The 21,741-nt window shown below is 62.0% G+C and carries 18 protein-coding genes and 1 pseudogene; 12 read left to right on the top strand and 7 right to left on the bottom strand.

Annotated elements, in window-relative coordinates; all coding sequences use genetic code 11:
* The first annotated feature begins 110 nt into the window (after positions 1–110).
* Both M0D67_RS09300 and M0D67_RS09295 read left to right on the top strand, forming a co-directional pair.
* On the top strand, positions 111–1,775 hold the full coding sequence (locus tag M0D67_RS09300; protein ID WP_266238645.1) for an ATP-binding protein: 1,665 nt from the start codon (positions 111–113) through the stop codon (positions 1,773–1,775).
* Positions 1,772–2,479, top strand: coding sequence for a response regulator (locus tag M0D67_RS09295; protein WP_266238644.1), 708 nt, complete (start codon positions 1,772–1,774; stop codon positions 2,477–2,479). Before M0D67_RS09300 ends, M0D67_RS09295 begins: the two co-directional genes overlap by 4 nt.
* Positions 2,480–2,535: 56 nt before the next feature.
* Here the strand turns inward: M0D67_RS09295 and M0D67_RS09290 are convergent, their stop codons facing one another.
* Entirely contained in the window at positions 2,536–3,477 is a 942-nt protein-coding gene (locus M0D67_RS09290) for a LysR substrate-binding domain-containing protein (RefSeq protein ID WP_266238643.1), read from the bottom strand.
* 135 nt (positions 3,478–3,612) lie between these two features.
* Here M0D67_RS09290 and M0D67_RS09285 point away from each other — a divergent pair, with 135 nt between their 5' ends.
* From M0D67_RS09285 to M0D67_RS09260, 6 genes and pseudogenes are all read left to right on the top strand, one after another.
* A complete protein-coding gene (locus M0D67_RS09285) occupies positions 3,613–4,695 on the top strand; it encodes a tartrate dehydrogenase (RefSeq protein WP_154562463.1) in 1,083 nt (360 codons plus the stop codon).
* 53 nt (positions 4,696–4,748) lie between these two features.
* Entirely contained in the window at positions 4,749–5,732 is a 984-nt protein-coding gene (locus M0D67_RS09280; protein WP_266238642.1) for a succinylglutamate desuccinylase/aspartoacylase family protein, read from the top strand.
* 34 nt (positions 5,733–5,766) lie between these two features.
* Positions 5,767–6,111 (top strand): cupin domain-containing protein, encoded by a 345-nt coding sequence (locus tag M0D67_RS09275; RefSeq protein ID WP_154562467.1) that lies wholly within the window; start codon positions 5,767–5,769, stop codon positions 6,109–6,111.
* A gap of 258 nt (positions 6,112–6,369) precedes the next feature.
* Positions 6,370–6,656, top strand: a pseudogene (locus M0D67_RS09270) (hypothetical protein); the annotation flags it as partial.
* Positions 6,653–8,011, top strand: a complete 1,359-nt coding sequence (locus M0D67_RS09265) for an MFS transporter (RefSeq protein ID WP_266238641.1) — start codon at positions 6,653–6,655, stop codon at positions 8,009–8,011. The pseudogene M0D67_RS09270 and the gene M0D67_RS09265, both read left to right, overlap by 4 nt.
* Before the next feature lie 138 nt (positions 8,012–8,149).
* Entirely contained in the window at positions 8,150–8,479 is a 330-nt protein-coding gene (locus M0D67_RS09260) for a hypothetical protein (RefSeq protein ID WP_266238640.1), read from the top strand.
* Positions 8,480–8,536: 57 nt separating this feature from the next.
* Here the strand turns inward: M0D67_RS09260 and M0D67_RS09255 are convergent, their stop codons facing one another.
* From M0D67_RS09255 to M0D67_RS09230, 6 genes are all read right to left on the bottom strand, one after another.
* Complete coding sequence (locus M0D67_RS09255; protein WP_266238639.1) at positions 8,537–9,694, bottom strand: arabinogalactan endo-1,4-beta-galactosidase; 1,158 nt, start codon at positions 9,692–9,694, stop codon at positions 8,537–8,539.
* 150 nt (positions 9,695–9,844) lie between these two features.
* Positions 9,845–11,809, bottom strand: coding sequence for a beta-galactosidase (locus M0D67_RS09250; RefSeq protein ID WP_266238638.1), 1,965 nt, complete (start codon positions 11,807–11,809; stop codon positions 9,845–9,847).
* A 37-nt stretch (positions 11,810–11,846) separates the two neighbouring features.
* The gene (locus tag M0D67_RS09245; RefSeq protein WP_054039330.1) at positions 11,847–12,698 is read right to left on the bottom strand and encodes a carbohydrate ABC transporter permease; all 852 of its coding nucleotides are present in this window, start codon (positions 12,696–12,698) and stop codon (positions 11,847–11,849) included.
* 19 nt (positions 12,699–12,717) lie between these two features.
* Complete coding sequence (locus tag M0D67_RS09240) at positions 12,718–13,623, bottom strand: carbohydrate ABC transporter permease (protein WP_266238637.1); 906 nt, start codon at positions 13,621–13,623, stop codon at positions 12,718–12,720.
* Positions 13,624–13,688: 65 nt separating this feature from the next.
* The gene (locus tag M0D67_RS09235) at positions 13,689–14,942 is read right to left on the bottom strand and encodes an ABC transporter substrate-binding protein (RefSeq protein WP_266238636.1); all 1,254 of its coding nucleotides are present in this window, start codon (positions 14,940–14,942) and stop codon (positions 13,689–13,691) included.
* A 126-nt stretch (positions 14,943–15,068) separates the two neighbouring features.
* Positions 15,069–16,208 (bottom strand): ABC transporter ATP-binding protein, encoded by a 1,140-nt coding sequence (locus M0D67_RS09230; RefSeq protein ID WP_266238635.1) that lies wholly within the window; start codon positions 16,206–16,208, stop codon positions 15,069–15,071.
* Positions 16,209–16,414: 206 nt separating this feature from the next.
* Between M0D67_RS09230 and M0D67_RS09225 the strand changes: the two genes are divergently transcribed.
* The 4 genes from M0D67_RS09225 (at position 16,415) to M0D67_RS09210 (ending at position 21,735) form a co-directional block, all read left to right on the top strand.
* Positions 16,415–17,431, top strand: a complete 1,017-nt coding sequence (locus tag M0D67_RS09225) for a LacI family DNA-binding transcriptional regulator (RefSeq protein WP_266238634.1) — start codon at positions 16,415–16,417, stop codon at positions 17,429–17,431.
* Between the two features lie 209 nt (positions 17,432–17,640).
* Positions 17,641–19,113 (top strand): NAD-dependent succinate-semialdehyde dehydrogenase, encoded by a 1,473-nt coding sequence (locus M0D67_RS09220; RefSeq protein ID WP_154562485.1) that lies wholly within the window; start codon positions 17,641–17,643, stop codon positions 19,111–19,113.
* A gap of 152 nt (positions 19,114–19,265) precedes the next feature.
* On the top strand, positions 19,266–20,165 hold the full coding sequence (locus M0D67_RS09215; protein WP_154562487.1) for a LysR family transcriptional regulator: 900 nt from the start codon (positions 19,266–19,268) through the stop codon (positions 20,163–20,165).
* A gap of 247 nt (positions 20,166–20,412) precedes the next feature.
* Positions 20,413–21,735, top strand: coding sequence for an MFS transporter (locus tag M0D67_RS09210; protein WP_154562490.1), 1,323 nt, complete (start codon positions 20,413–20,415; stop codon positions 21,733–21,735).
* Positions 21,736–21,741 lie beyond the last annotated feature (6 nt).

Here is a 21,741-nt window from a genome sequence, read left to right as displayed (position 1 = left end):
TTGACGTAGCATTCATCTAGAATTCAGACATGCAAAGTGAAACTATCCGAATTCGTCCAAGCCGCCCTTTAGGGACCTTTCTCTCGCGCGCGCGGCAGCAGCGAACGAAGATGCGCTTTGGCATTACCTGGAAAATGTTCCTCGCCGTTTTAATCGCTTGTCTCGCGATTTCCCTGACGATGGGCTACGCCTTGCGCGTGAGCTTCGAAAACGGCTTCCTGCACTACGTTCGGGAACGCAACGCCGGGCGCATCAAAGCCGTCATGGCGAAGGTGACGAGCGAATACGCCGCTCACGGCAACTGGAATTTCCTGCGCGAGCATCCCGAAGCATGGCTCACGCTGCTGGACGGCGCCGCGCACGACGCCCTGCGCGAAGAACTCGCCACGGCGCAGATGGGCAAGTTGCCAGGCTGGAGAACCTTTCCCGGGAGTGGCAGCGTGCAGCAACTGCTTGGGCCGCTTTCCGGCCCGTCTGAGGGACCGCACTGGGGCATGCGCCTGCCACCGGCGCCACCTTCCGGTCCAGACATCGCAATGGAACGTGACCGTGTATCGGCAAGCGGTGTCGTGAGCGGCGACAGTCGCTATGACCGGCCGCCTCCTTCAGCCCCATTGGCGTCGTCTCCCGTCTCGCCCCCGTCGCATGACAGCATGACCCGTGACACGCCGCCCGAGGGGCCGCCCGTCACACTCTACGACGCCCGCCATGAACTCGTGGCGAGCACCGGCCAGCCACCCCCACCCGGCAGCACGATGCGACCCGTCGTCTACGCCGGCAAGGTGGTGGGCTGGCTTGCCGTGAACGGGCCCGACACCCTGTCGGACGCCGCCGACATCGCATTCCAGGCACAGCAGAAACGCGCGACCTGGGAGATCGCGGGCGTGGCTATCGTGCTCGCGGCGCTAGTCGCGCTGGTCCTTGCGCGCATAGTGCTCGCACCGGTCAAGCGCTTGATGAATGCGACCCACCGCCTGGCCGGCGGGGACTACACGGCCCGGGTACCGGCCGGCAGACGCGACGAGCTCGGCAGGCTTGCGGGCGACTTCAACGTATTGGCCGACTCGCTGCAAAAAACCGAGCGCTCCCGGCGCGATTTCATTGCGGATATTTCACACGAGCTACGCACGCCGCTCGCCGTGCTCCGCGGTGAACTGGAAGCCATCGAAGACGGCGTGCATGTGTTCAACCGCGATTCGCTCACTTCGCTGCAAACCGAAGTGAACATGCTCAACAAGCTCATCGAAGATCTGTACGAGCTTTCGCTGAGCGATATCGGCGCACTCAGCTATCGCAAGACGCCGACCCATGTCGGGCAACTGGCGCGGGCGTCGATCGAGGCCATGCGGGAGTCGTTCAAGGCGAAACGGATCCAGCTCGACCTGACCTGCATGCCGGACATTGCCGACACGACTTTCGCGGTCGATCCCGCGCGTTTCGTCCAACTGCTGAAAAACCTGTTGCAGAATTCGTTGCGTTATACCGATCCGGACGGCCACGTGCGCGTGTCGCTTTCGCAGAGCGCCAGCGGTTGGCAACTCGACGTGCAGGACTCCCTGCCCGGCGTGCCCGATGCCGCGCTCGCGCACCTGTTCGACCGTTTCTATCGCGTGGACGAATCGCGCAGCCGTCAGAACGGCGGTGCGGGCCTCGGCCTCTCGCTGTGCCACGCGATTGTGACGGCGCATGGCGGCACGATCGGCGCCAAGGCCTCGCCTCTGGGCGGCGTCTGGATCACTGCCCGCTTTCCATCGGAAGGAGACGTGACAACATGACCGAAGGGCGCCCTTCGCACATCCTGATCGTCGAGGATGAACCCAAGCTCGCCGCCGTGCTCGAAGCGTATTTGCAGCTCGAGGGCTTTGTCACCACGATCCTCGACGATGGTCATCAAGTGATGCCCTTCATTCGTTCAACGCCGCCGGCGCTGATGCTGCTCGACCTCATGCTGCCCGGGCGCAGCGGCATGGATATCTGCCGCGAGCTACGGCAATTTTCGGCATTGCCCGTCATTATCCTGACCGCGCGCATCGACGAAATCGATCGTCTTCTGGGTCTCGAGATCGGTGCCGACGACTACGTCTGCAAACCGTTCAGTCCGCGCGAAGTGGTGGCGCGCGTCAAGGCGATCCTGCGCCGTGCAACGCCCGCCGCGGCGGCTGCGGACGGATTGCCACAGGGGCAACCGGGTTCACAGGGTCTCCAGGTCGACGAGCAGTTTCATCACGCCTTACTCGACGGTAAGGAACTCAAGCTCACGCCGCTTGAATTGCGGCTCCTCGCGCTGCTCATGAAATCGCCGGGACGCATTTTTTCCCGCGACTACCTGCTGAGTCATCTCTACGCGGATCACCGGGTGGTCACCGACCGCACCATCGACAGCCATATCAAGAACCTGCGCCGCAAGCTGCAGGGTGCGCGGCCGGACAGCGAACCTATCGCGTCCGTGTACGGCGTAGGTTACCGGCTGGAAATCTGATCGATACGATCGGATGCCTCTATGCCGTCTTCATCTGACGCTGGCCGTTTTCGAATTCAGCTCGCCTTTTCCGCCGCCGTTGTATCGGGCGGCGGACTCCATTGCGCGAACTCCTCGCTCAGAAAGTCGACACATACCCGCACTTTCGCCGACTGAGCGAGCCGCGCCGGATACACCGCCCACAGGTTCGCGGGTTGCGTGACATCCGGCAACACCTGCCGCAACTGGCCGCTGTCGAGCAACGGCCGCACGTCCCACATCGAGCGCAGCACGATTCCGCGTCCGGCCAACGCCCATTGCACGGCCACCTCACCGTGATTGGTCGACAGCGGTCCCGTGACCTTGATCGATGCCGCCTCGCCGCGCACCGTCAAACGCCAGAGACCGAATGGATGGTCGCGCTCCTTGATCGCAAGACACGCGTGCGACGACAGGTCCGCAAGTTGCCGCGGCGCACCGTGCCGCGCGAGGTATTCCGGCGACGCGCACAGTACCCGATGATTCGACGCGAGCCGTTTGGCAATCAGGTGCGGCGCGATTTCGTCGCCGATACGGACATCGAGGTCGAAGCCTTCGCCGCCCACGTCGACGAGCCGGTCGAACAGATCGAGCCGCACACTCAATTGCGGATACCGGTCGGAGAACCGGGCCAGCGCGGGCGCGACGAAACGGCGGCCAAAGCCGAAGCTGCTGGAGATGCGCAATTTGCCGCCAGGGATGCGGCGCGTAGTGGAAACGTCTTCCACCAGCTGGTCGACGTCGTCGAGAATCTTTTCGGCCCAAGTGTAGACCCGTTCACCAGCCTCCGTAATCGCGACGCGCCGCGTGGAACGGTGCAATAACCGCGTACCGAGCGTAGTCTCGAGCACATTGATGCGTTTGCTGACGTACGCCGCGGACACCGACAGCGCCTCCGCCGCCGCGCTGAAACTCGATTTGCGCGCCACTTCGCAAAACACGCGCAAATCGTCTAGATCGGGTGATGGGACGGCGTTCATAGGTCGCTCGGTCGCAGATTGTTTGTACACGATTCGTGCACAGTGGCTTAACTAAAGCGACTATTTTAAGCTCAAACAGCAGGAATAAAATAAGCGTTATCGAACCATCGAAATTCCCAACGGAGGAGCAGGAACATGTCGAAGACCTATCGGATTGCGGTCATACCGGGCGACGGCATCGGCGTCGAAGTGATGCCGGAAGCCATTCGCGTGCTGGAGACGGTGAAAAAACGCTTCGGCATCGAACTGGAGTATCAGCACATCGAATGGGCGAGCTGCGATTACTACGCAAAGCACGGCAAGATGATGCCGGACGACTGGAAGGCCCAACTGCAATCCGCCGACGCGATTCTGTTCGGCGCGGTCGGCTGGCCCGACACGGTGCCCGACCATATTTCGCTGTGGGGGTCTCTCCTGAAGTTCCGGCGCGAATTCGACCAGTACATCAACCTGCGCCCTGCCCGGCTCTTCGCCGGTGTGCCTTCGCCGCTCGCAGGCCGCAAGGCAGGCGACATCGATTTCTGGATCGTGCGTGAAAACACCGAGGGCGAATATTCGTCTGTGGGCGGCGTGATGTTCGAAGGCACCGAGCGTGAGTTCGTGCTGCAGGAATCCGTCTTCACGCGGCACGGCAGCGAGCGCGTGCTGAAGTTCGCATTCGACCTCGCGCAACGGCGCGAACGCAAGAAGATCACCGTGGCGACGAAGAGCAACGGCATCGCGATCAGCATGCCGTGGTGGGACAAATGCGCGGCCGGCGTCGCGGCGCAATACCCGGATGTGACGTGGGACAAGCAGCACATCGACATTCTCTGCGCGCGCTTCGTGCTCAACCCGGATCGCTTCGACGTGGTGGTCGCCACCAATCTGTTCGGCGACATCCTCTCCGATCTCGGTCCGGCCTGCACGGGCACGATCGGCCTCGCGCCGTCGGGCAATCTGAACCCGGACCGCAAGTTTCCGTCGCTGTTCGAACCGGTGCACGGTTCGGCGCCTGACATCGCCGGCAAGAACATCGCCAATCCGATTGCGATGATCTGGTCCGCCGCGATGATGCTCGACTTCCTCGGCAATCACGAAGGCAAGGAACGCGAGGCGCATGACGCGATTCTCGCGGCGATCGAAGCAACGCTGATCGAAGGCCCGCATACTGGCGACCTCGGCGGCAAGGCGAACACCACCGAAGTCGGCCAGGCAATCGCGGCTAAACTCGCCTGAGCCCAACGATCTGTCGATCTGTCGATTCCAACCCTCTGCGAGGACACGTTCGAATGAGCATGGAAGCCTACCCCATCGAAGTCGAATTCCCCGATATTTCAGTTCACGAGCAATCGCCGTCCGGCATCGCCTACGTTCATACGTTCGACTCGGGCGTGCCGGGACCGCACGTGATGATCAATGCGCTCACGCACGGCAACGAAGTGTGCGGGGCGATCGTCGTCGACGAACTGCTGCGGCGCGCGTTGAGGCCACGTCGTGGGCGCCTTACGCTTGCCTTTGCGAACGTCGCTGCGTATCGGCGCTTTGACCCGGCTAAGCCCGACGCCGCCCGCTTCGTCGATCAGGACTTCAACCGCGTGTGGACCGCCGCGGTGCTCGACGACACGTCGCGCACGTCGAGCGAATTGGCCCGAGCACGCGAGATGCGCCCGGTGATCGACACAGTCGATGCGCTCCTCGATCTGCATTCGATGCATGAGAAATGCAAGCCGCTGATCGTGGCGGGACCGCTGCAGAAAGGCATCGACCTTGCGGTGCGTCTCGGCACACCCGCCACGGTGATCTGCGACGAGGGCCATCCCGAAGGCCGCCGCATGCGCGATTACGAAGGCTTCGGCACCGCGGATAGCGCGAAACACGCCTTGCTGATCGAATGCGGACAACACTGGGAACGAAGCGCAGTCGCCGTGGCTCGCGATACGACCGCACGCTTTCTGCTGCTGGCAGGCGTGATCGATGAAGCCGATCTGCCGGACGGCTGGCTGGCGCCGCTGCCGCCCACCCAGCACATCGTCCGCGTCACACAGCCGGTGGTCGCGACCAGTATGGATTTTCGTTTCGCGGCGCCCTACACCGGACTGGAGATCTTTCCGGAGGCCGGCACGGTCATCGGCTGGTCGAATGGCGAAGCGGTGGTCACGCCTTACGACAACTGCATGCTCGTGATGCCGTCGCTGCGGCAATTGCGTCCCGGTGTCACCGTCGTGCGGCTGGGCAAGATCGAACAGACCGTGACGAACACGAGCGGCCGGTGACTCGGCTCATGCACATTCAAAAGGTAACGTGAAAATGAAGGTTCAAAGCATCAAGCAAAGCGTGAATCTGCAGAATCTGGAGGACTGGGGCACGGCGGGGCTGCCGGGCACGACGCCGATTCAGGTGTCCGGCGTGCAGCGCGTGATCAAGGGCAGCGAAGCCATCGACACCGGTATTTTCGAATGCACGGCGGGCACGTACCGTCGCTCGGTCAAGCAGGCCGAGGTGATGCACTTCCTCGCGGGACGCGGCCGCTTCACGCCCGATAACGAAGAGACCATCCATTTCGAAAGCGGCGACACGCTCTTTTTCGAAGCCAATACCGAAGGTCTTTGGGAAGTCGAGGAAACCATGCGAAAGGTCTATGTGATCTTTTGAGCACGGCCCCGAGCGCCGTCCTCGGCGCTCGCCCCACCTGCACGTCCCGTTCCCGGCGCACCCTGCGCCGCGGCATCCCCAGCCATTCCCACTGTTCTGTCGCTCTGCCTCATTGGATGGGGCCTCAGTGCCATGGTCGGGTAATCCCGCGTTGCCCCTCGTTGTCAAACTACTTACAGTTCGGCGTGTTCTTATAGAGAATCAGCGTTCTTTATACGAACAAACCAGGTGAAATTATCGGCGCCTGGATCACCTGCATCTTCTCGCAGGTCGAGGCAGGTCAACCTGCCCGAGTACTATGCATTGTCGAAGCGCATCGATCTGTATGCGCTACAGGCGTTCCAGCGCACCAACGGCAACACGCTCGGCACGGCAGGTTCGGGCCTCATCGTCACGGCCAGCGCGACCATCGGCGATGGCTTCCACAGCGCGCCGTCGCCGGCATAGGCATCGTGCACCGCTTCCAACCGGCGTACGATCGTAATAGAAAGGAAGGCTCGTTACGGCGAGCCTTTACGTATTCTGCAGTCAGGAGACCACCATGAGCCGCAGCAACGCTGTGAACGTTCAAACGTTTATCAACGACCACCCCTTCTCGCCGTTCCAGTGGCTCATCTTTTTCATGTGTTTCATCATCGTCCTGCTGGACGGTTTTGACACGGCCGCGATCGGCTTCATTGCACCGTCGCTGATCTCCGAATGGGGCATCACCCGGCCGGCGCTCGCGCCAGTGTTGAGCGCGGCGCTGTTCGGCCTCGCGTGCGGCGCGCTCGTCTCAGGGCCGCTGTCCGACCGGCTCGGGCGGCGCTCGATGCTGCTCGGCTCGGTGCTGCTGTTCGGCGTGACCTGCTTCGCTTCGGCGTTCTCGAACAACATCGAACACCTGACGATCTTGCGCTTCGTCACCGGCGTCGGCCTCGGCGCGGCCATGCCGAACGCCGTGACGATGATGGGCGAGTACTGTCCGGATCGCCGCCGCGCGACCGTGATCAATCTGATGTTCTGCGGCTTTCCGCTCGGCGCCGCCTTCGGCGGCTTTCTCGCTGCGTGGATGATTCCGCACTTCGGCTGGCGCAGCGTGCTGGTGCTTGGCGGTATCACGCCGCTCTTGCTGCTGATCGTGCTGGTGCTGAAGATGCCGGAATCGGTCCGCTATATGGTGGCCAATAGCAAGCCGGTCGAACGGATCCGCGCAGCGCTGGCACGCATTTCGAGCGACGCCGCGCAGGCCGACAGCTTCGTCATGACCGAAACCGCGCCGCAAACCGGCGGCAAGGGCATAGGCGTGGTGCTCTCGCGCTCGTACATCGTCGGCTCGGTGATGCTGTGGATCGCCTACTTCATGGGCCTCGTGATCTTCTACGCGTCGATCAACTGGATGCCGATTCTGCTGAAGGACGCCGGACTCACGCCGCAACGCGCGACGCTGATTTCCGCGCTGTTCCCGCTCGGTGGCGTCGGCGCCGTGCTGTGCGGCGTGCTGATGGACCGCTTCAACGCGAACCGCATCATCGCGGCCTGCTATGCGCTGACCGCGGTGAGCGTGTATTTCATCGGCCAGGCAGTTGGCAATGTGGGCGCGCTGGTGTTTATCGTGTTCGTCGCCGGCGTGCTGATGAATACCGCGCAATCGTCGATGCCGGCGCTTGCCGCCGCGTTCTACCCGACGCAGGGTCGCGGCACAGGCGTGGCGTGGATGCTGGGGATCGGCCGCTTCGGCGGGATCGCGGGCTCGTTCCTCGTGGCCGAGTTGACGCGCCGCCACTTCACCTTTGGCGGCATCTTCGCGATGGTTGCGGTGGCGGGCCTGATTTCGTGCGTGGCGTTGCTGATCAAGCAGGCGGCACGGCCGCACGTGGCGGCAGGGGCTGGCGCGAAAGCGGAGTCGTTTGGGCATTGAAAAAAGGCGGGAGGTGCGAGTAAAAGGCACCGTCCGCCACTTCCCGATAAACTACGCCGTTATTGATTCGGGCGGGCATGGCAATGGTCAATACCACTGCCTTTGCACCGTCGCCCATCTAACGACAGGATTCACGTCATGAAACGCGTAGTTGTATCGGCCGTGCTCGCACTGTGCCTCGCGCAGCCGGCCGTTGAAGCCGTTGCACAAACAGTCAGCGATCAATGTTTTGCAATCGGCGATATTGCCGGCCAGGTGGCCTCGTGGCGTGCGCACAAGAAGACGAAAGCGCAGGCGCTTGATCAAGCGGCCAAGTACTACAAAGGTGAATCCGACCGGCAAGCAGTCTCCGCCATCGTCGAAAAGATCTACAGCCCGAACGCCCCCCACTTGACACCCGATCAGGCCAGCATGGCGTTCACCTCGGACTGTGCAAACCAGCAAAAATCGCAGGCACCCGCGCAGTAGTGCCTGCTATCCGCACGGCTATTTCGCCGCACTAGCGGCTAGTAGTTAGAGCCAGGGCTACCGCTTCCTGAACGCATCCAGCGACGTCAACGCATTGCCGTGAAAATCGAACAACGTGTTGTTGTCCCACTGGTCACCCGCGCCGACTTTCCAGCCGACATTCGGCGTCGGGATCCATTCCGGCTCCCACCAGAACACGCCCTTGCCGTGGCCGCCGGGTATCGCCTTCACGATATCCGTCACCGCACCGATAAATTGCGCCTGGCCGGCCGGTGTTTGCGGGAACGTTGTGGAGCCGGTATTGGTCATCGCGTTGGGTTCCGAATCGCCGTCGCTCGTGGTCCACGGATATGCGGTCTCGACGACCATCACGTCCTTGCCGTAGCGCGTCGCCATATCGTTCGCATTGTTCTGCAAGTCGCTTAGCGAGCCTTGCCACTGCGGGTAGTAGGACAAGCCGATCACATCGAACGTGACGCCGCGTTGTACCGCGCTGTCGAACCACCAGCGGCTCGTTGCATTGTTGCCGCCGCTATCGAGGTGCAGCATGACCTTGATCCGGTCATCGACGGATTTGACCGCGTCGTGCCCGGCCTTAAGCAGTTGAGCGAGGTTGTCCCACTGGTCGTATTTGCCGAGCGGCCACAGCATGCCGCCCGTGATTTCATTGCCGACTTGAACCCACTCCGGATGCACGCCATCGCGCTTGAGCATCGTGAGGACCTTCGACGTGTACTCGGACAGCAGCGCACAGGTTTGCTCGATATCCTTGCCGGCCCAGTCGTGAGGCGGATACTGCTTGCCCGGATCGGCCCACCAGTCGCTGTAGTGGAAATCGATCAGTATGCGCATACCGAGCGCAGCAGCGCGGCGAGCCAGCACGCGTACATGTTCGGCATTGTTGTAACCTGCGGCGGGACTTTGGTCGGCTGGAAAAAAGTTCGGATTGCCGGGATCGTTCCACACCTTGATGCGGATCGAGTCGACACCGTGACTCTTCAGAATGAAGAGACAGTCAAGCGGCACACCGTGCTCGTAAAACTTCGCGCCATTGGCTTCGAGTTCCAGCAGCGTCGACACGTCCGCTCCCTTTGCAAACCCTTTTCCGCGGCCGAACAAACCCAGTTCGCCGGCGACGGCTGGCACGCCGACCGTTGCGCCAACACCAGCAGCCCCAGCAGATGCGAGCCATCCGAGCATTTCTCTTCTGTTCATCTGTCATCCTCCATCGATTGAATGGCGGCTCTTTTAGAGGCCGCCTGTTCCGGGTTGAAGCGCTTAAATTTCTGGCGCCATTTCTCCCTCCGATAACGCGCTCATCTCACTTCTCGCTTCTCACTTGCTCAAGCCCGTTGATGTGCTGGGCTATGCGTTCCTCCACGCACAGACGTCACCGGTTTTCAACTGTGAATGTCCCAGCACAAACGTCGCATTGGCCGGCGCGGGCGCCTGCGCCTGCTCCGGACCGAAGTTGAACGCGAAGGTCAAATTGCCGCGTCGGCGAATGCGCAAGCCCTCAGCCAGCAATTGCGTCTCGATACCCGCCTGCTTCGCCGCCTGCTGCAAAACCTCGCGATGCAACGCGTGCGACAACCACCCCGCCACATAGCGAACCCTTCCGTGGGTGAGTATCGCCGGCCACGTGTCGTCGAATTGCGCGTCGACGGTCGTCTCGCCATTGGCGCGAACGTGCTCACGCCAATGCAGCGCAACGCCCTGCGTGTCTCCGATCGAAAGCGCTGGCGTAAGCGTCGGGCGCAGCGTTTCGACTTCGAGCACCTGCATCGGCAGAACGCGTTGCAATGCGCCGGGTGGCAAGCTCGAAGGAATGGCGAAGGTCGTGGTCTTCGAACCGCTCCTCGGGCCGAATACCCATTGCGCCGAACTCCGCTCGATCTGATCGACGAGCGTGTCGTCGATCACGGCAATGCTCGGCACCACCACTAACCGGTACGGCGAAAGATCGGCCTTGCTCGACACGATATCGACGTCGAGGCCGAGTTCACGCAGCGCCTCGTAGTAGTCGAACGCCAGCGTCTGATAGTCGAAGGTTTTGCCATGACGCTGAATCTCGAACATCCACTGCGTCTCGTAGTCGAACACGATCGCGGTGGCCGCGCGCGCCGGCGCACCGAGGCCGGACAGCGCTGCGGACGAGGCAATTTCCCGCGCTGCCTGCTGCACTTCGAGGCCGCCAGGCGACAGTTCGTTGTTCGGCAAGTTGAGACCCGAATGCATCTGTTCCTGCGCATACGGACACTGACGCCAGCGAAAATACGACACCAGTTCCGCGCCATGTGCGAACGCTTCATAAGCCCACAGCCGGACCATGCCCTGCGCGGGCACCGGATTCCACGGCGCCCAGTTCACCGGCCCTGCCTGTTGCTCCATCACCCAGAAACGGCCCGCGCCGATCGCGCGGTAGCGGTCGTGATCGAATGCCGAGACGTCCGGATGCGCGGTACGTGCGTAGCGCGCCTTCTGTTCTTCAGGCAGTGCGATCGATTCCGTGCGCGCGATCGGATAGCTGTCCCAGGCCACCACGTCGAGCGCGTTGTCTTCGGCGAAACGGTAATGATCGAAGGTCGTGAAGAAGCCCATGAAGTTGTGCAGCAGATCCGCCTCGGGTGCATGCTCACGCAGCACGTCGATCTGCTCGCGATGGAAGCTGGCTACCTCATCCGACATGAAACGGCGGAAGTCAAGCAGATGGATCGGATTGGCGTCGGTGGGCGTGAGGTTAGGCAGGCCGATCGCCTCGAACGACGGATACTCCATGCTCCAGAACACATTGCCCCATGCATCGTTCAACGCCTCGACGCGCTCGTAGCGATGCTGCAGCCAGGTCTGAAAGCGCGCCAGTGCCGCGCTCGAATAGCTCGGCACGGTCTCGTGGCAGCCGAGTTCGTTGTCGGTCTGCCACGCAACGATAGACGGATGGCGTCCATAGCGCTCCACCATCGCGGTGACAATGCGTACGCACTCACGCCGATAGGTTTCGCTGGAAATATCGTAGTGGCGACGCGAGCCGAAATTCCAGCGCACGCCGTCCGCACGCACCGGCAACACATCCGGGTGTGCGTCGATCAGCCACTTCGGCGGCGACGCGGTCGGCGTGCCCAGCACGAGTTTCAGCCCCGCGGCTGCCAACGTCTCGACGGCTTCATCGAGCCAGCCCCAGGCGAATTCGCCGGCGCGCGGCTCCATCCGGCTCCATGCGAATTCGGCGATCCGCACATGCGTGATGCCGAGTTCGATCATACGTTTCGCATCGTCGGCCCACATCGAACGCGGCCATTGTTCGGGGTAGTAGCAAACACCAAGTTGCATGAGAGAGTCTCTTTGTTAAATGACGGCAAACGGGCGATCAGCCCTTGCTTGCGCCGAAAGTCAGGCCGGCGACGAAATGCTTCTGCATCAGGAAAAACATCAGCACAGAGGGCAAAGCGGCGAGCACCGAGCCGGCGGCAACCAGATTCCATGCCGTGGTCCATTGGCCTTTAAGCGCGGCGACGCCCACGGTGATCGGCGCAGCCTCATCGCCTTGCGTGAGGCACAGCGCCCAGAAGTAGTCGTTCCAGACAAACGTGAACACGAGGATGCCCAGCGCGGCGAGCGCGGGACGAATCAGCGGCAGCACGATGCGCCAGTAGATCGTCCATTCGCTCGCCCCTTCCACGCGCGCCGCCTCGATCATCTCGAACGGCAACTGCTTGATGAAGTTGCGCAGAAACAGCGTGCAAAAACCAGTTTGAAACGACACATGAAAAATCACCAGCGCCCACACGCTGTTGAAGAGGCCCACTTTCAGGGCCATGTCGCGCACCGGGATCATCAGAATCTGGATCGGTACGAAGTTGCCGGCTACAAAGGCGAACAGCACAGCGGTATTGCCCGGGAAGCGGTAGGTCGCCAACGCAAATCCCGCCATTGAAGCCAGCACGATCGCGCCGATCACCGAGGGCACCGTGATCAGCACGCTATTGGCGAAGTAATGCAGCATCGGCGTTTGGGTAAGCGCCGTGCCGTAGTTTTCGATCAACGCAAAATGCTTGGGCCAGCCCCAATAGTCGCCTTGCGACAACTCGTCCGACGAGCGGATCGACGTGACGAGCACGGCCAGCATCGGCAGCAGCCATATCAGCAGCGCGAGCGGCAACGACGCTTTGTACAATGTGCGGTTGAGCGGTTTCCAGCGTTCGACGGGAAGCGGATACATGACGCGTGACTCCTGGAAATCAGTGTTCTTCGCGCAGCATGCGGCGCAGATGGAACACGATGTAGACGAGCATGATGGCGAACAGCACGACGGCAATTGCCGCGGAATAGCCTTCGCGGTAGTACTTGATTGCCTGGTCGTACATGTAATAGGCGAGCACGGTCGAGCTATCGAAGGGACCGCCGCCGCTCATCACCGCAATCAGGTCGAAGCTGCGCAGCGCGCCGATCACGGTCAGCACCACTGCCATGAATGTGGCAGGCCGTAGTTGCGGAAGGATCACGTGCCATAGCAGACGCACGCCTTTTGCGCCCTCCATGCGTGCCGCCTCGACCACTTCGGGATTGATGCCTGTCAGCCCGGTGAGATACAGCACCATGCAAAACGGCGTTTGCGGCCACAGCGCGGCGAAGATGATGCCGAAGGTCACCGTATGCGGATCGCCGAGCACAGGAATGCCATGACCGACGATCAACCTCAGCAAGCCGAAACCCGGATCGTAAAACCAGCTGAACACGAGCCCGACCACCACGCCCGATAGCACGAATGGCGCGAAAAACAGCGACTTCACAACCCTCATGCCACGGATATGCTGGTTCAGATACAACGCGAAGAGCAGCCCGAGCGGCAGCGCCAACAGGAATAGCGCGAGCCAGATCAGGTTGTTCTTGAGCGCCGTGTAGAACGTGTCCGCGTGAAACAGTTCGATGTAGTTATCGAAGCCCGCGAACGTCTTCGGCGTCATGCCGTCCCAGTTGTAAAAGCTGAGCGAAATACTGCTGATGATCGGGTAGACCACGCACAGGCAAAACAACACACAGCCCGGCAGCAGGAAGAAAAGCGCCGCGCGGTGCTGATGACGGCGCGTCGTGGAGACGTGCCGGTGCCGCGCCGCGGGTAGGCGGCGCGCTGCGGAATGAGACATGATCGGGCCTCGTCGGAGATCGAAGGCGAGCGCCAGCGCTTGCTGCCTTGCTGGCGCTCCGGGGCTTACTTCTTGTAGATGCGCTTGCGGGTCGCTTCGAGGCGGACCAGCACGGCGTCGAGTTGCGACGGATCGCTGTAGAACTGCTGCATCGCCTTCATGCCTTCGTCGGCCATTTCCTTCTGCATGTCGCGATCGTAGAACTGCGCGATACCGCCCTTCGTGTTCGCGAGAGTCTGGAAACCGACCTTCGAAATCTCGTCTTCAGGTTCGGCCGCTTGGCTGTTCGACGGCAACGTCCCCCAACCCTTCGCGAGATCGGCGTTGATCTGCGGCTGTTCCATGAAGGCAAGCAGTCTGCGGGCATCGGCCTTGTTCTTTGCTTTGGCCGGAACCAGCAGCACATTGACCGGACCGTCTTCGGCCATCGGTACGTTCGCGTCGATCACCGGGAAGCGGAAGAAACCGGTCTGCGGCCGGAGGGACGCCGGAATGCTCGCCGAGAAAAACGTGCCCATCAGCATCATCGACGCCTTGCCATTCACGAGAAACGGCGCAATCGAATCGAGGTCGTAGGAGAGCGCGTTGTCGATGAAGTAGTGATCGTCGATCAGCGTTTTCCACGCGGTGTAGACCTTTTTAACGCGTGCATCGGTGTAGGGAATTTCGCCGGCCATCAACTGCTGGTGGAATGCGTTGCCGTTGATGCGCAGGTCGAGATAGTCGAACCACGCGGCAAGCGTCCAGCTATCGCGCGCCGCGACGGCGATCGGTGCCACGCCGCTGGCCTTCAGCTTCTTGCAGGCGTCGAGAAATTCATCCCACGTTTTCGGTTCGCCTTTGATACCGGCCTTCTCGAACAGATCCTTGCGATAGAAGAAGCCGTAGGCGTCGTAACCGAGCGGCGCGGCGTACTGCTTGCCCTTATACGTCGAGGCGTCCTTCACCGACGCATACTGCTGCGACCAGCCGTTCTTGCTCCAGTCCGAGGACAGATCTTCTAGCAGGCCGCGTTGCGCGTAATACGCCATGCGCTCGCCGTCGTGCCACGACACGACATCAGGCGGATCGGTGGCGAGCCAGCCGCCCATCTGCACCTTGTACGCTTCCTCGCTGATGTAGGTCACCTTGAGGTCGACGTCGGGATTGGCTTTCTTGAACTTGTCGAACGCGTCCTGCCACGTAGAGCGCTGATTACCGCGCGCCGATACGTTGACGGTCAACGTGGCCGCGTCAGCCGCGGTGGCGCAGAGCGCGCCTGCAACCAGTGCGACCCCAATCGACGCGTATGCCAGACGGCGAAGGCGAAGAGAAATCATCTTATGTCTCCTTGACTACCTTGTTGGCTGACAGCGGCTCGCTGCCAGACGATGTACCCGCTCTTTGGCGGAATAGGGTTTTGTGAACTCGGTGGTGCCCTGGATGCCCGAGATGCGCCAGGCGCCTCAAGCGGCGACCCGCTCGGGCTCGAACATGCTGCGCCGCAGTGCAACGCCATCCGCATCGAACAGATGACATGCGGCAGGCGGAACGTGAATGCAGATGCGCTCGCCCGATCCGATCGGCGTATCGCCCGCGGCCTTGGCGATGAGCGTGCCGCCCGCGTGATCCGCGTGAATATAGCTGTGCTCGCCCAGCCGTTCCGATAGCACCGTGACGCACTGGATGAACTGCTCGTCGCCAGATAGACGCAGATGTTCCGGGCGCACGCCGAGCGTGACGGGCTGGCCGCGCTGAAGACGTTGACCGTCCACGTGAGCGACCAGCCGTTCGCCGCTTTCCGTCAGCGTGACGGCCACCTTGCCCGCTTCGATCGAATCGACCACGGCATCGATGAAATTCATTCGCGGCGAACCGATGAAGCCCGCCACAAAGCGCGACTTCGGATGGTGATACAACTCGAGCGGCGCGCCGCTCTGCGCGATGCTGCCGAAGCGCTCGGCGTCCGCTCCTGCATGCAGCAACACGATTCTGTCGGCAAGCGTCATCGCCTCGACCTGATCGTGGGTCACATAGACCACGCTCGCGTTCGCGAAGCGCTGGTGCAGGCGGGCGATTTCGACACGCGTCTGGCCGCGCAATGCGGCGTCGAGATTCGACAACGGTTCGTCGAACAGGAACACGCCGGGCTCACGCACGATGGCCCGGCCGATCGCAACACGCTGCCGCTGCCCGCCCGAAAGCGCTTTCGGATAACGGTCAAGGAAGGCGTCCAGTTGCAGAATGCGCGCGGCTTCGTGCACCTTCCGGTCGATCACGTCCTTGGGTTGCTTCGCGAGTTTCAGGCCGAACGCCATGTTGTCGAACACGGTCATGTGCGGAAACAGCGCGTAGCTCTGGAACACCATCGCCACGCCGCGTCCGGCGGCGGGCACATCGTTCATGAGGCGGCCGCCGATGTGCAGCTCGCCTTCGCTCAGGTCTTCGAGACCGGCGATCATTCTCAGCAGGGTCGACTTGCCGCAACCCGAGGGCCCGAGAAACACGCAGAACTCGTGCTGCGCGATCTCGAGATTCACGCGCCGGATCACCGGCGGATGGTCACCGTACGACTTCTGCACGTTCGTAAGACGAATCGTTGCCATGCTGCTGCCTCCTTGATTTAACCGCTTAAATTTCTATGAAAAATAAACGGCTGGCTCTTGTGCAGCAGGCATTTAATCGCTTAAATTCGAACTCAATGGAAAAAGTCATGATGGGTGTCTCCTGTCGTGTTTTCCAGCAAGTTATCAACGTCGCCGGTTGCTTGCAACATTTGAATCGCGCTCCCTGAATATGGGATAAACAGAACATGGTCACCCTTTCCGAAGTCGCAAAGCGCGCACACGTCACCGCCGCCACCGTTTCCAACGTCCTGCGCAACCGCGAGAAGGTCCGCCCGGAGACTGCCGAACGCGTGCTCAAGGCGATCGCCGATCTCGGCTACCGGCCCAATCTGAACGCCCGCGCGCTGGCCGAGGGTCACTCGTCGACCTTGGCCTTGATGTTGTCGAACATCTCGAACCCGTTCTACCCCGAGTTCGTGTTGGCCGCCGAGCGAGCGGCACGCAAAGCGGGATACTTCCTGATGGTTTGCAATACCGACGACGATGCGGAGGTCGGCCGTGCGTATCTGAACCAGATCGCCGGCACACTCGCGGACGGTGTCCTCGTGATGAACACGGACATCAAGTTCAACGAATTGTGCGCGTCGGCCACGCACAGCGCGCCGATCTTGCTGGCGATGTGGGAACACCCTGAGGCGCCGCCCGCCCTGCCCTGCATCGCCGTGGATTTTGCTCATGCGGGTGCGCTTGCCGCGAGGCATCTGCTTGAATTGGGTCACCGCGAGATCGGTCTTCTGATCGGCGACGGGTGCGGCGGCTTGCAGGATGCGCGCTCCAACGGATTTCGCGCGGTGGTGCACGAGGCCGGTATCGAAACAGACGCGGCCGCAGTGCTGCAGATCCGCGACTCGATCGACGCTGGCTACGCCGCCTGCATGCAGTTGATGGCGAACCGCCCTCACCTCTCCGCGATTTTCGCGACCAACGATCTGCTGGCGATCGGCGCGGCACAGGCGTTGATCACGCTGGGTCGCGCCGTGCCGAACGATGTGTCGGTCATCGGCATTACGGACATTCAACTGGCGCACCAGGTGCACCCTGCGTTGACGACAGTTGCGATCCAGACGGCAGCCGTCGCGGAGTTGTCGATCGAGAGTCTGATCCGGCTGATCCAGACGCCTGAACAGCAACCGTCGATGGTGCTCGCGCCGCCGCCGCAACTGATCGTGCGGGCGTCGACGGGACCGCGGCGTATGAGTTGAGGCACGAGCCTGTGCGTACAGCGGGCCGCGCAACAGGGCCGTCGCCAGCCGCCACCCATCCCGGCACGGTGCCTTCACCGCAGATTCAGCAGAAAATGCTGTGGCGGCCCGAAAAAAACGCTCCGTGCGCCGTCCAGACCTCGATTGGCGATTTCATCGACTGTCGCGCACGGGTAGCATCGAAGCATCAATCTGAAGGAGCAACCCCGATGTCTCTCGCATTGACCCGCAAAGAACTGATTCGCCCGCAGAACCTGATCGACGGCAAGTGGATCGACGCCGCCGACGCCGCGCGCTTTCCCGTCACCAACCCGGCCACCGGCGAATTGATCGTCGAAGTCGCGAACAGCGGCGCAGCGGACGCCCGCGCCGCCACCGACGCCGCGGCCCGCGCGTTCCCCGCATGGCGCGACAAGCTGCCGCGCGAACGCGCGGAGATTCTGCGCCGCTGGCACGCGCTGATCGTCGCCAATACCGAAGACCTCGCCAAGCTGATGTCGACGGAACAAGGCAAGCCGCTCGCGGAAAGCCGTGGCGAAGTCGCCTACGGCGCCTCGTACGTCGCGTGGTTCGCCGACGAGGCGACACGCATCTACGGCGATCTGATCCCGCAGCAACAACGCGGCAAACGCATGAGCGCGGTGAAGGAACCGGTCGGCGTGGTCGCGGCGATCACGCCGTGGAATTTCCCGCTGGCGATGATTGCGCGCAAGATCGCGCCCGCGCTCGCGGCTGGATGCACGGTCGTGGCCAAGCCCGCGGAAGACACGCCACTCACGGCGCTCGCGCTGGCCGCGCTCGCCCAGGAAGCGGGCTTGCCGGACGGCGTGCTGAACATGCTGTCGGCTTCGCGTGAACAGGGCATTGCGGCGGTCGCTGACTGGCTCGCCGACGGACGCGTACGCAAGATCACGTTCACGGGCTCGACGCCGGTCGGCAAGCATCTCGCCCGCGAATCGGCTGGCACGCTGAAGAAGCTGTCGCTGGAATTGGGCGGCAATGCCCCCTTCATCGTATTCGACGACGCCGATCTCGACGCGGCGGTCACCGGTCTGATGGCATCCAAGTTCCGCAACGGCGGTCAGACTTGCGTGTGCCCGAACCGGGTTTATGTGCAATCGGGTGTCTACGCGCGTTTCGCCGATCTGCTCGCGAAACGCGTCGCCGCGCTGAAGGTTGCGCCCGCAACCGATCCGGACGCGCAGATCGGCCCGATGATCAACGAACGCGCAATCGACAAGATTGCCCGGCACGTAGAAGATGCCGTCAAACACGGTGCAAAAGTGCTGACTGGCGGAAAGCGCCTGACCGAACTCGGCCCGAACTACTATGCACCGACCGTGTTGACCGACGCGCGGGACGACATGATCGTTTGTTGCGAAGAAACCTTTGGGCCCGTTGCGCCGCTGTTCCGTTTCGATGACGAAGCCGAAGCGATCCGTCTTTCCAATGACACGCCTTTCGGCCTCGCCGCCTACTTCTACACGCAGGACGTGCGACGCATCAATCGCGTCGCAGCCCAGCTCGAAGCGGGTGTGATCGGTATCAACGAAGGCGCCGTGTCGAGCGAAGCGGCGCCGTTTGGCGGGGTGAAAGAATCGGGCTACGGCCGCGAAGGGTCGAAGTACGGGCTCGACGATTACATGTCGATCAAGTATCTGTGCCAGGGCGGACTGGATTAAGGAGCCGCCGCGCGTTCCATGATCTGGCGCCCCAACGCGGCCTCTTCGAGGAGCCGCTGCGGCGCCAGAACTTCCCCCCGGGCGCACCGGCATTGCACCGTCCACCGCATAACCCGTTATCCTCTTCCTACTGAAGATCAGGAAAAACGGATATGAATCTTAGGGCGTTGCAGTGCTTCGTGATTCTGGCGGAGGAGCTCAATTTCAGCCGCGCCGCCGAGCGCTTGCATATCGCGCAGCCCGCGTTGAGCCAGCAGATCCGATCACTTGAGGAGCGGCTCGGCACGCAACTGGTCGATCGGGCAAGACGCCCGCTGAGTCTGACCGAAGCCGGCCACTACCTCTGCACGGAGGCGCGTCAGATACTGGGTTCGTTGGAACAGGTGTCCCTTACAGCGCAAGAAATCGGTGTCGGCCGGCGCGGCTGGCTCAGCATCGGCTTCACGCGCTCGGCGATGTACAGCATCCTGCCGCCCGCGCTCAAGGCGTTTCACAACGCGTTCCCTCAGGTCGAACTCAAGCTTTTCGAGTTGCTCACCGAGGAACAAACCGATGCGTTGCGCGACATGCGCATTCACATCGGCATCGGGCGACAGCCGCTCGCGATTGATGGCTGCACGTCCTATCCGCTGCTGCGCGAGCGTGTCATGGTCGCGCTCGAACCGGGTCATCCGCTCGCCGCGCACAAGACCGTGCGAATTGCCGAGCTCGCCGATACGCCCTTGATTCTGTATCCGAAGCACCAGAACGCACAGTTCAAACGCTCGGTGCAAACGCTCTATCGCGATGCGGGCGTGACTCCGGTTGTCGCTCACCAGGCCTATGAAATTCAAACCGCGATTGCACTCGTAGCAGCGGGCCTCGGCGTGACGTTCATCGGCGAATCGGTTGCACGGCATGGACGCACGGACGTTGTGTTCCGCCACCTTAGTGGTCCCGGTTCGTCATACCGATCGACGCTCGCGGCCACCTTTCGCACCGACGATGCCTCACCGCATCTGCGCGCCTTCCTCGCCTGTCTCCCCGCGCCGCTTGCTGACGCCGCACTATAAGTAAAAACCTATACAAGCATAAGCAAGCGGTCTTGGACTCTCCGTCCGGGCGTTCTTATCATTGGCTTCACGCTTCAGCCACCGCCCGTTCATGAGCGCATCAGCGCATACAGGCACGAGCGGCGGCCGCTGAAGTCCGGCCGTCAAACGTGCGGCCAACGGGACACTGCCGGCGTTCGATCCGGCAGGCCAACCATAAGAACGCCGCCACGGCTGATGAAGCCGTCGCAGCAAGGTAGGAGACAGCATGACCTCATTCGACGAAGCCGCCACCATGCGCAAAGTGTACGGGCGATTAATGCCCCTGCTCTTTGCGATGATGTTCTTCAACTATCTGGACCGGATCAATATCGGATTCGCCGCGCTGGACATGAACAAGCAGTTGGGCTTCAGTCCAGCCGTGTTCGGTTTCGCGGGCAGCATCTTCTTCGTCGGCTATATGTTGCTGGAAGTGCCGAGCAATCTGTTGCTGCATCGGGTCGGCGCGCGCCGCTGGATCGCGCGCATTCTGCTGACGTGGGGCGCGGTCGCGGCAGCCACCGCCTTCGTCTTCAACGATTCGAGCTTCTATGTGTTGCGCTTTCTGCTGGGCGTGATGGAAGCGGGCTTTTTGCCGGGCGTAGCGGTCTATCTGACGAAATGGTTTCCGGTGCGCTACCGGGCGCGCGCGGTGGGCGGCTACATCATCGCGGGTTCGTTTTCGGCAGTACTGGGCGGTCCGATCTCGACAACGTTGATGACCTACGCGAACGGCATTCTCGGTTTGCAGGGATGGCAATGGATGTTCATCCTCGAAGGCCTCCCGGCGATGGCGCTCGGTCTGCTGACGCTGCGCATCATGACCGAACGTCCGGCCGACGCCAAATGGCTCTCCGATGACGAAAAGCGTTGGCTCGAATCGACGCTCGCAGCCGAACGCGAAGCTGTGGGCGGTAGCACCCATTTTCCGCTGCTGCGCGTGGCGAGTGACATCCGCGTATGGAGTCTCGCGTGTCTGTTCGGCTGCGCGCTGGTCGGCATTTATGGCCTGTTTCTGTGGCTGCCGCAGATCGTCAAGAGCCTCGGCCATCTGAGCAACATCGAGGTCGGCTTTCTGTCCGCCGCGCCGCCGCTCTTGGGCGTGTTGGGCACGTTCCTGATCAGCCGCAGTTCCGATCGCACGGGCGACCGCAAGAAGCACCTCGCCTTCGTGTACGGCATGAGCGCATTGGCGATTGCCGGCAGTGCGTATGCGCCGAACCCTGTGATCGCCTACGCGCTGCTGTGTCTGACCGGTTTGTTCATCTATGCGGGTAACCCGCTGTTCTGGAGCCTCGCGTCGTCGTTCAGAACGGGCGCTGCGGGCGCCGCGACGATCGCGCTGATCAATACCATCGCGCAGTTCGGCGGTCTGGTCGGTCCCTGGAGCATCGGGCTGGTGCGCAACGCCACCGGCAACTTCAAGCTGGCCTTGCTGACGATTGCAGCGTTTCTGGTGGTCGCGACGATCATCGCACTCGTGATGCGCGTCACGCCGGCTGAAGATGAAGCCGCCTCGCTCGCGACCGGCGACCCTGCCCCGCGCATCTGAGCGCGC

Source organism: Paraburkholderia sp. SECH4, from assembly GCF_030511745.1.
Taxonomy (GTDB): domain Bacteria; phylum Pseudomonadota; class Gammaproteobacteria; order Burkholderiales; family Burkholderiaceae; genus Paraburkholderia; species Paraburkholderia madseniana.
Note: the sequence above shows the minus strand (reverse complement) of the source record. Positions and strands in the feature narration are given on the sequence as shown.

Coding starts and splice junctions, on each gene's coding strand:
- M0D67_RS09300 (WP_266238645.1), top strand. CDS start 111: ATGCGCTTTGGCATTACCTGGAAAATGTTCCTCGCCGTTTTAATCGCT.
- M0D67_RS09295 (WP_266238644.1), top strand. CDS start 1,772: ATGACCGAAGGGCGCCCTTCGCACATCCTGATCGTCGAGGATGAACCC.
- M0D67_RS09290 (WP_266238643.1), bottom strand. CDS start 3,477: ATGAACGCCGTCCCATCACCCGATCTAGACGATTTGCGCGTGTTTTGC.
- M0D67_RS09285 (WP_154562463.1), top strand. CDS start 3,613: ATGTCGAAGACCTATCGGATTGCGGTCATACCGGGCGACGGCATCGGC.
- M0D67_RS09280 (WP_266238642.1), top strand. CDS start 4,749: ATGAGCATGGAAGCCTACCCCATCGAAGTCGAATTCCCCGATATTTCA.
- M0D67_RS09275 (WP_154562467.1), top strand. CDS start 5,767: ATGAAGGTTCAAAGCATCAAGCAAAGCGTGAATCTGCAGAATCTGGAG.
- M0D67_RS09265 (WP_266238641.1), top strand. CDS start 6,653: ATGAGCCGCAGCAACGCTGTGAACGTTCAAACGTTTATCAACGACCAC.
- M0D67_RS09260 (WP_266238640.1), top strand. CDS start 8,150: ATGAAACGCGTAGTTGTATCGGCCGTGCTCGCACTGTGCCTCGCGCAG.
- M0D67_RS09255 (WP_266238639.1), bottom strand. CDS start 9,694: ATGAACAGAAGAGAAATGCTCGGATGGCTCGCATCTGCTGGGGCTGCT.
- M0D67_RS09250 (WP_266238638.1), bottom strand. CDS start 11,809: ATGCAACTTGGTGTTTGCTACTACCCCGAACAATGGCCGCGTTCGATG.
- M0D67_RS09245 (WP_054039330.1), bottom strand. CDS start 12,698: ATGTATCCGCTTCCCGTCGAACGCTGGAAACCGCTCAACCGCACATTG.
- M0D67_RS09240 (WP_266238637.1), bottom strand. CDS start 13,623: ATGTCTCATTCCGCAGCGCGCCGCCTACCCGCGGCGCGGCACCGGCAC.
- M0D67_RS09235 (WP_266238636.1), bottom strand. CDS start 14,942: ATGATTTCTCTTCGCCTTCGCCGTCTGGCATACGCGTCGATTGGGGTC.
- M0D67_RS09230 (WP_266238635.1), bottom strand. CDS start 16,208: ATGGCAACGATTCGTCTTACGAACGTGCAGAAGTCGTACGGTGACCAT.
- M0D67_RS09225 (WP_266238634.1), top strand. CDS start 16,415: ATGGTCACCCTTTCCGAAGTCGCAAAGCGCGCACACGTCACCGCCGCC.
- M0D67_RS09220 (WP_154562485.1), top strand. CDS start 17,641: ATGTCTCTCGCATTGACCCGCAAAGAACTGATTCGCCCGCAGAACCTG.
- M0D67_RS09215 (WP_154562487.1), top strand. CDS start 19,266: ATGAATCTTAGGGCGTTGCAGTGCTTCGTGATTCTGGCGGAGGAGCTC.
- M0D67_RS09210 (WP_154562490.1), top strand. CDS start 20,413: ATGACCTCATTCGACGAAGCCGCCACCATGCGCAAAGTGTACGGGCGA.